This window comes from Catenibacterium sp. co_0103 (assembly GCF_004168205.1).
Lineage (GTDB): Bacteria > Bacillota_I > Bacilli_A > Erysipelotrichales > Coprobacillaceae > Catenibacterium > Catenibacterium mitsuoka_A.
This window is the reverse complement of sequence record NZ_RCYB01000170.1, coordinates 1-2,032: the sequence shown is the minus strand read 5'-3', so window position 1 is coordinate 2,032 and position 2,032 is coordinate 1. Positions and strand designations below refer to the sequence as shown.

The 2,032-nt window shown below is 33.9% G+C and carries 1 protein-coding gene and 1 pseudogene; both read right to left on the bottom strand.

Going from position 1 to position 2,032, the window contains the following annotated elements:
- Positions 1–174 precede the first annotated feature (174 nt).
- Positions 175–438 (bottom strand): annotated as a pseudogene (locus EAI80_RS12825) (NUDIX domain-containing protein); the annotation flags it as partial.
- Positions 439–856: 418 nt separating this feature from the next.
- Positions 857–1,909 (bottom strand): FUSC family protein, encoded by a 1,053-nt coding sequence (locus EAI80_RS12820; protein ID WP_129982348.1) that lies wholly within the window; start codon positions 1,907–1,909, stop codon positions 857–859.
- Positions 1,910–2,032: the final 123 nt, after the last annotated feature.

Sequence of the window (2,032 nt, the reverse complement as noted above, 5' to 3'; positions counted from 1 at the left end):
TATTGTTGGAATATTTCTGAGTGAACTGATAAAGAGAAGCTTTCTTAGGCTTTAATACTTTGTTTGACATATGATTATACCTCCATCTAATTTCTAATCTAATTATAGAACAGATGGGAAACTCATGTGTCTGGTTCAGCTTCATGAACGCCGTTTAATCGGTGCTTATGAAATTTAATTTTCACTGACCTGTGGTTTGTGGGTATTCAAAATATTTTTTATTTTTTCTTTGGTAAACCACTCCACTTCACCTTCATTACTACTTCTTAAATCACCAGTAAATTTAGTTGCAGAAAATAAAAATACTATATATCTTCCACTTTCTGCCCAGAATTGTTTCACTCCTACTAAACGGGGATTCTTCATAGTTAAACCTGTTTCTTCTTTTACTTCTCTTATTGCAGATTGTACAATTGATTCTCCAGGTTCTATATGTCCTCCAGGAAATGTATATCACTGCCAATCTTTTTTAACTCTATTCTGCAGTAAATACTTATCTCCATCTTTTATCATACAGAGATTAGTTAATTCAACCATTTCAGTTCTCATGGCACTTTCTCCTCATATATCGCTTCTCTAAGCTTTATAAACCATTATACATAAACAGTTATCATATATATACAAAACTGCCTCAAAACGCTTATTTATGCATATTACAAAAGAGATGCAGTGAATTCTTATCCCTATGTGTAAAAAACAGCAATATTGCACACGCTGTTCTTATATCAGATGCATATTGAGACATTCTCGTTAGATATAATGTATCACGAGGAACAGATTCAATATATGCAAGAAAAAAAGAACGTACATTTTCGTACGTCCTTATGTCAAAACAGGTTTATGAATTCATTATATCCTACAACACTTCTTTTACTTTAATTTTTGATACAAACCAATGAAAAATAATACAGAATAACAACGCAAAGACTACACCAAATACATTCTGTATTATTCTTAAGCTTACTGCTCCCTTTAATCCATATAGTTGTGTTGCTATAGCTAAAGCACCAAATGTATTGAAAACAGCCTGCCAGCTATATTGTGTAGAAAAACCTACTCCAATTCCCCCAATCACACCGATAAATGCATATATTGGTGAAGGAAGAAGGAAATATAATACTGTAAAGCATATCACTCCTGCAATATTTCCAATAATTCTTTTACGTACTCTATATTGCATATCGTCCATAAGTGGTAAGATCACAGACATTGCGGCAATACCAGCCCACATAGCACGTGGCATATCGCAAAGTTCAGCTATACATATTACAACTGGCACACAGATAATCTGACATAGCTGCCATTTTGTTCTTGTGGAAGATAGATCAAATTCCTGTAATATATGTTTTACATGCTTATCGTATGTTCTATGCTTATGGTTTCGATAGAATACGATACAGGTAAGAACTGCACCTACAGCCATTCCAGCAATTCTCATCAAATAGCTCTTTCCAGATACATCATAACCATATAATAATAAATATCCTAGAACAAGCGTTGATTGATTGAACATAGATGGATTATGACATCCTAGGAATACTAATATAGCTAATGCAACGATATTTATCAGCATTCCTGCGACTGGAGAAAGTTTATTAGCCAGGTGTGAACATAAAGTCATATTAATGAAAAATAACACCAGAAGCACTGTAGATTGTCCTGCATGAATTTCAAAGTGTGCTTGTCTAAATACCATAATACATAAGAGAACAACCACTCCAGCAATACTATTCTCACTTCCAAATAAAATACTAAATAATGTTACAAAGAGAAAGCAGAATGCCACTGTGATCGCAATTTTAAAAAGATATACCGCTATGTGATATAGTTTTTCTTTTGTTGTTTTGCTTTGTCTGATGAGTTCTTTAGAACCAGACTGATTCAATTGTAATTCCTGGTAAAATCTCATATGATACCTCCTTGATTAAAATACAAAAAAACTCAGGATTTCTCCCGAGTAACATTCAATGGCGCAGGTTGAGGGATTCGAACCCCCGCAGGACGTTAATCCTCTGTCGGTTTTCAAGACCGA